The 5,835-nt window shown below is 63.0% G+C and carries 5 protein-coding genes; 2 read left to right on the top strand and 3 right to left on the bottom strand.

Translation table 11 applies throughout. The annotated features are described in order from the left end of the window. From HLUSI_RS26465 to HLUSI_RS0101490, 3 genes are all read right to left on the bottom strand, one after another. The coding region (locus tag HLUSI_RS26465) for a DUF4197 domain-containing protein (RefSeq protein ID WP_016832277.1) at positions 1-660 on the bottom strand (660 nt) is incomplete at its 3' end. 77 nt (positions 661-737) lie between these two features. Next, a complete protein-coding gene (locus HLUSI_RS0101500) occupies positions 738-2,075 on the bottom strand; it encodes an MFS transporter (RefSeq protein WP_016832276.1) in 1,338 nt (445 codons plus the stop codon). A 222-nt stretch (positions 2,076-2,297) separates the two neighbouring features. Then, on the bottom strand, positions 2,298-3,062 hold the full coding sequence (locus HLUSI_RS0101490; RefSeq protein ID WP_016832274.1) for an AraC family transcriptional regulator: 765 nt from the start codon (positions 3,060-3,062) through the stop codon (positions 2,298-2,300). Between the two features lie 117 nt (positions 3,063-3,179). Between HLUSI_RS0101490 and HLUSI_RS0101485 the strand changes: the two genes are divergently transcribed. After that, on the top strand, positions 3,180-4,085 hold the full coding sequence (locus HLUSI_RS0101485) for a DMT family transporter (RefSeq protein ID WP_016832273.1): 906 nt from the start codon (positions 3,180-3,182) through the stop codon (positions 4,083-4,085). 55 nt (positions 4,086-4,140) lie between these two features. Further along, positions 4,141-5,811 (top strand): 2-isopropylmalate synthase, encoded by a 1,671-nt coding sequence (locus HLUSI_RS0101480; RefSeq protein WP_016832272.1) that lies wholly within the window; start codon positions 4,141-4,143, stop codon positions 5,809-5,811. Positions 5,812-5,835 lie beyond the last annotated feature (24 nt).

Genomic DNA, 5,835 nt, shown 5'->3' with positions numbered 1-5,835 from the left:
CGGCCCGCCGATCGGATCGGCGCGGATCGCCTTCTCTTCTTCGCCGATCATGTAGAACAAACCGTCCAGCGAACGCTGCGTGACATAGCCTTCAACCGTGGCCTGGTCGCCCGATACCAGCCCGGTTTTGGCAACCTGGCCCATGGTGCCGTTGTACTTGGCGGAAAGACCGTTTTTATCGGTGATCTTCTTGACGATGGGGAGGAATTTTTCACCGAGCGGCGTGGCGGTCTTCTGGCGGAAGAAATCGGTCACCGAAGTCTCGCCGCCGGACAAGATGTTCTTGGCGTCGCTGACCGACATCGACTTGACCGCATTGATCAGCAGCGGCTTGGCCAGCGGCACGGCCGATTCGGCGGCGCGATTCATCGACACCACCAGGTCATCCAGCTTCTGGCCCTGGCCGGTCATCTTCAGCAGCGGCATGGCTTGCTGCAACGGGCCCGGCAACTGGATCTTGACCTTGTCGTTGTTGAGGAAACCGTTCTCCACGCCGAGCTTGGACACGGCGACATTGGCGCCCTTCTCCAGCGCCGCCTTCAGGCCGCTGGTGGCGTCCTGGTTGCTGAGATCGGACAGCGACAACGCAAACGCCAGCGTGCTGGTCAGCACCAGGGCTGCAGCGATGGGAGCGTGTTTGAATTTCTTGAGGGGCAGCATGGGGACTCCGGAGGAAGAAGACGCGCCATCATAATACGCGCCTTGCGGCCTGCCTAGCGAAGCCCGTCGGTTTTATCTCACTTGCCGCTGCTGTGGCTGCGGGTAAGTTCCATGCCGGCGTTCTTCGGCAAGCGCGCCGTCACCGGCACCGACGCCACCGAGAACAGGCCCACCACCAGGAATGCCGGCCAGAAATCGGCTTCGACGATGGTCGCGTGGCCTTGCAGATAATTCGAGATTTGCAGCACCAGGCCGGCGATGGTCACGCCCATGCCCAGCGACAGTTGTTGCACCACGCTGGCCAGGCTGGTGGCGCGGCCGGCGTCGCGATTGCTGATGTCGGCGTAGGCGATCGAGTTGAGGCAGGTGAATTGCAGCGACGGAAAGAAGCCGCCCATCAACACCACCAGCAGCATTACGTAGTAAGGCGTGTGCGACGAGAAGATGCCGTACGACGCGATCGCCATGCCGGCGAACACCGCGTTGACCATCAACACCGTGCGGAAGCCGTAACGGCGCAACACCATCGCCGCCAGCGCCTTCATGAACATCGCGCCGAAAGCCGAGGCGCAGGTGATCGTACCGGCCTCGAACGGATTGAGTCCGAGGCCTTCCTGCAAGGCCAGCGGCAGCAGGAACGGCACCGCGCCGAGACCGACGCGAAACAGCGAACCGCCGAGCACGCTGGCGCGCAAGGTCGGGATCTTCAACAGACGCAGATCGAGCAAGGGATACTCGCTGCGCATGGCGTGGCGGAAATAGAAGAACAAGGCCACCGAGCCGGCCACGCACATGACGATCGGCCACGCCTGCGGCACCAGATGATTGCCGATCAGCGAAAAGCCCAGCATCGCCACGCCGCCGCCGCAGGCTGTCAGCAAAAAGCCCTTCACGTCCAGCGGCGCCGGATCTTCTTCACGGAAGTTCTGGATATAACGCCCGGCCAGATACAAGCCGAGGATGCAGATCGGGATGTTGATCAGGAAAATCCAGCGCCAATGGAAATACGTCGTGATGAAGCCGCCCAGCGGCGGTCCGATTACCGGTCCCATCAGTGACGGCAGGGTCAGGTAGCTGATGGCCTTGACGAGCTCGGCCTTGGACACCGAACGCACGATGATGATGCGTCCCACCGGCACCATCATGGCGCCGCCGATGCCTTGCAGGAAGCGCGCCGCGACGAAGGTCAGCAGCGAATCCGACAGGGCGCACAGGATCGAGCCGGTCATGAAGGTGATCATCGCGGAACGGAAAATCGTGCGCGCGCCGACCTTGTCCGCGATCCAGCCGGAAATCGGGATGAACACGCCGAGGCTGACCACGTAGGAGGTCAGCGCCAGTTTCAGGGTGATCGGATCCTGGCCGAGATCGCGCGCGAGCGCAGGCAAGGAAGTGGCGATGACGGTGACGTCCATGTTTTCCATGAACAGCGCACAGCCGACGATGAGCGGAACGATAAGCGAGGGGGACACGATGATGCGGTACGACAGGAAAGTGTTCGGGCTGTTTCGGCGGGCGTTGTAGCCGGATGCGTGCTTCTGACAGCCTTCTAAGGTGCGGCAAGTTTACACCACTTGCGGGTTGTGCGTTGCAGCGCGGAAATAAGCAGTTCGCCGGCACGCATGCGCCAACAAGAATCAGCGGAAAAACCGACTCGGCGCTATCCCGAAATGTTTCTTGAACATCGCTGCGAATGCACTCTGGCTGGTGTAACCATGATCAAGCGCGACGTCGATGATCTTGTCGCCGCGCGCCAGGTTTTCCAACGCCAGCAACAGCCGCGCCTGCTGCCGCCAGTGACTGAAACGCATGCCGGTTTCGCGCAGGAACAAACGATGGAAGGTGCGCGTGGCGATGCCCAGCTGCTGCGCATGCATGTCCACCGTGGCGTCGTCATCGGGCTGCGCCATCAGCGCCTCGCAGATCACGCGCAAACCGCGATCCGCTGGCAGCGGCAGGTACAGCGGCAGCACCGGCACCGAGCGCAGCTCATGCACCAGCAGGCGCAACAAGTGCCAGTCGCGGCCATCGGCAACCAGCGCCGGCCCGATACCGACAGCAGCGACGATCAGCTCACGCAGCAAGGGCGGGATGTCCAGCACGCAATTCTCCTGCGGCATGTTCGGCAACTCCTGCATGTTGACGAACACGGTACGCATCTTGACGTCGCCGCGCATGCGCACCTGATGGTCGACTTCAGGCTGCAGCCAGACGCCGCGCGTGGGCGGCACCACCCAGCGGCCTTCGGCGGTTTCCACCACCAGTACGCCCTCGATGGCGTACAGCAGTTGCGCATAGGCGTGCCGGTGCAGCTCGATCACGTGACCGTGCGGGTAGTCGATCGCCAGCGCCGCAGCGGGGGCGTTGGCGTTGATCATGTGGTGGTAATTGGAGGTGTCCATGCAATCTGCTCCTGAATTGTCACTTTTGCGACAACTCCGGGCATGTTAGCACGCGACGGACTTGGCGATCCGCAGCAAGATGGGGGGCAATTCCTCATCCACACGACCCAAACTGCCATGCCATTGCGCTCTTACCTTTATCCGTTCCTCGCCATCGTGCTGTGGGCCGGCAACGTCATCGTTTCGAAAATGGCGGCCTCGGCCATCTCGCCGACCGCCATCACCTTCTATCGCCTGATCCTGGTGCTGCTGCTCATGAGTCCGTTCATGCTGCGTCCGCTGTGGCGCAATCGCGCCCAGATCCGGCGCCACTGGTGGCAACTGGGATTGTCCGGGCTGCTGGCGATGGCGCTGTTTCAGAGCCTGTCCTACCGCGCAGCCGAGAGCACCACCGCCACCAACATGGCCATCGTCACTGCACTGATTCCGCTGCTGACGGCGCTGCTGAGCGTCATCGTGCTGGGCGAAGCGATCACGGTCGGCATGGCCGTGGGCGGCCTGCTGTCGTTCACAGGTTTGCTGTATCTGGTCGGACACGGCGACCTTGGCGCGGCGATGCGTGAAGGTGTGCACCTGGGCGATGCGCTGATGTTGCTGGCGGCGTTCTCTTATGCGTTGTACGGCGTGCTGCTGCGTCGCTGGAAAATGAATGTACCGGTCTGGCAGGCAGTGTACGTGCAAGCCGTCGCGGCGCTCGTGCTGATGTTGCCGCAGTTCCTGCTGCTGCCGGCCGGTACGGCGGCGCTGGATGCACGTACGCTGCCGCTGATCGCCTATTCCGGTATCGGCTCGTCGATCCTGTTGTCCTTCCTGTGGATCGAAGGCGTCAAGAAACTCGGCCCGAATCGCTGCAGCATTTTCATCAACCTGCTGCCGGTGCTGACGGCGCTGTTCGCCATCCTCTGGCTCAATGAAAGCATGCATGCCTATCACCTCATCGGCGGCGGTGTCAGCCTGGCCGGGGTGCTGCTGACGCAGATCGTGCAACGGCCCTTGTTCGGCGCACGCGTGGGGTTTCGCTGATTCAGCGCTGATTCAGCCCGCATCATTCCGACCTTCATTTCCGCAGACTGACATCATGATTGCTCATTCCCGCACCAAATACCCTCACCCTCCGACCGTCGACCTGCCCGATCGCCAATGGCCGTCACGCACCATCGGGAAAGCGCCGATCTGGCTTTCGACCGATCTGCGCGACGGCAACCAGGCCTTGTTCGAACCGATGAACGCCGAACGCAAACTGACCTTGTTCCATGAACTCGTCAGGCTCGGCTTCAAGGAAATCGAAGTCGGCTTCCCCGCCGGTTCGCAAACCGATTTCGACGTCGTGCGCACGCTGATCACCGACAAACATATTCCCGCCGACGTCACGCCCATGGTCATGACGCAATTGCGTGGAGAGCAGATCGTGCGCACCGTCGAATCGCACGGAGCGCCGCGCGCCATCGTGCATTTCTACAACGCGGTGGCGCCGCTGTGGCGTGAAGTGGTGTTCGGCCTCAGCGTGCCGCAGGTGATGCAACTGATCGAGCGCAACGTGCGCCTGCTCAAGGACCTGACCGCGCAACATCCGGAAACCGAATGGATCTTGCAATACTCGCCCGAGACTTTTTGCATGGCCGAGCTCGAGGTCTCGCTGCAAGCCTGCCGCGTCGCCATCGACACCTGGGACGCCGGACCGGACCGGCCCATCATCATCAACCTGCCGACCACGGTGGAAGTCAGCACGCCCAACGTCTTCGCCGACCAGATCGAGTGGATGCACCGCCGCTTGCCGCGCCGCGAGCATGTCGTGTTGTCGGTGCATCCGCACAACGATCGCGGCACCGGCGTGGCTTGCGCGGAACAGGCGCTGCTGGCCGGCGCGCAACGCGTCGAAGGCTGCCTGTTCGGCAACGGCGAGCGCAGCGGCAATCTCGACGTGGTGACGCTGGCGTTGAACCTGTACACCAACGGCATCGATCCGCAGCTCGATTTCTCCGACATCGCCGCGGTTGCGCGCGTGGCTGAAAACTGCACCGCCCTGCCCATCCACCCGCGCCATCCCTACGTCGGCGATCTGGTGTTCACGGCGTTCTCCGGCTCGCACCAGGACGCCATCAGGAAAGGCTTCGCGGCGCAGAAACCGGACGGTTTGTGGCGCGTGCCTTACCTGCCGATCGACCCGCAGGACATCGGCCGCACCTACGACAGCATCGTGCGCGTCAACAGCCAGTCGGGCAAAGGCGGCATCGCCTTCCTGCTTGAACGCGATCACGGCATCGTCATGCCGCGCCGCATGCAGGTGGAGTTCAGCGCCATCGTGCAAAAGCACGCCGACGCCAGCGAAACCGAAATCAGCAGCGCCGCCTTGTGGGAACTGTTCGAGCGGACCTATCTCGCCTCGCCCCGGCAAGACGGCCGCGTGCGCTACCTCAGTCATCAACTGAGCAATCCGGGCGCGGCCCAGGATATCGCGCTTGAACTGACTGTCAGCGGTGTCGCGATCCGGTTGAACGGCAACGGCAACGGCCTCATCGCCGCCACGGTGGACGCCTTGCGCAGCCGGCTGACGGGACTGGAAGGCTTGCGCATCGACAGCTATGAAGAGCGCAGCATCGGCAGCGGCGCCCAGGCCCAGGCATGGGCCATCGTCGAGGCTGCGTCGCCGGGCGTGGCCGGCACGCGCTTCGGCGCAGCGCGCCACGTCAACATCGTGACGGCGTCGATCCTTGCGGTCCTCAGCGCCGCCAATCGCCTGCAATCCTGACGAGGACCCGGCCCCCCCCCCCCC

Origin of the sequence: Herbaspirillum lusitanum P6-12, from assembly GCF_000256565.1 — a bacterium.
Lineage (GTDB): Bacteria > Pseudomonadota > Gammaproteobacteria > Burkholderiales > Burkholderiaceae_D > Herbaspirillum > Herbaspirillum lusitanum.
Note: the sequence above shows the minus strand (reverse complement) of the source record. Positions and strands in the feature narration are given on the sequence as shown.

What these genes read in the sequence shown, in the direction of transcription:
- HLUSI_RS0101500 (WP_016832276.1), bottom strand. Translation starts at nt 2,075, where the DNA reads ATGGACGTCACCGTCATCGCCACTTCCTTGCCTGCGCTCGCGCGCGAT.
- HLUSI_RS0101490 (WP_016832274.1), bottom strand. Translation starts at nt 3,062, where the DNA reads ATGGACACCTCCAATTACCACCACATGATCAACGCCAACGCCCCCGCT.
- HLUSI_RS0101485 (WP_016832273.1), top strand. Translation starts at nt 3,180, where the DNA reads ATGCCATTGCGCTCTTACCTTTATCCGTTCCTCGCCATCGTGCTGTGG.
- HLUSI_RS0101480 (WP_016832272.1), top strand. Translation starts at nt 4,141, where the DNA reads ATGATTGCTCATTCCCGCACCAAATACCCTCACCCTCCGACCGTCGAC.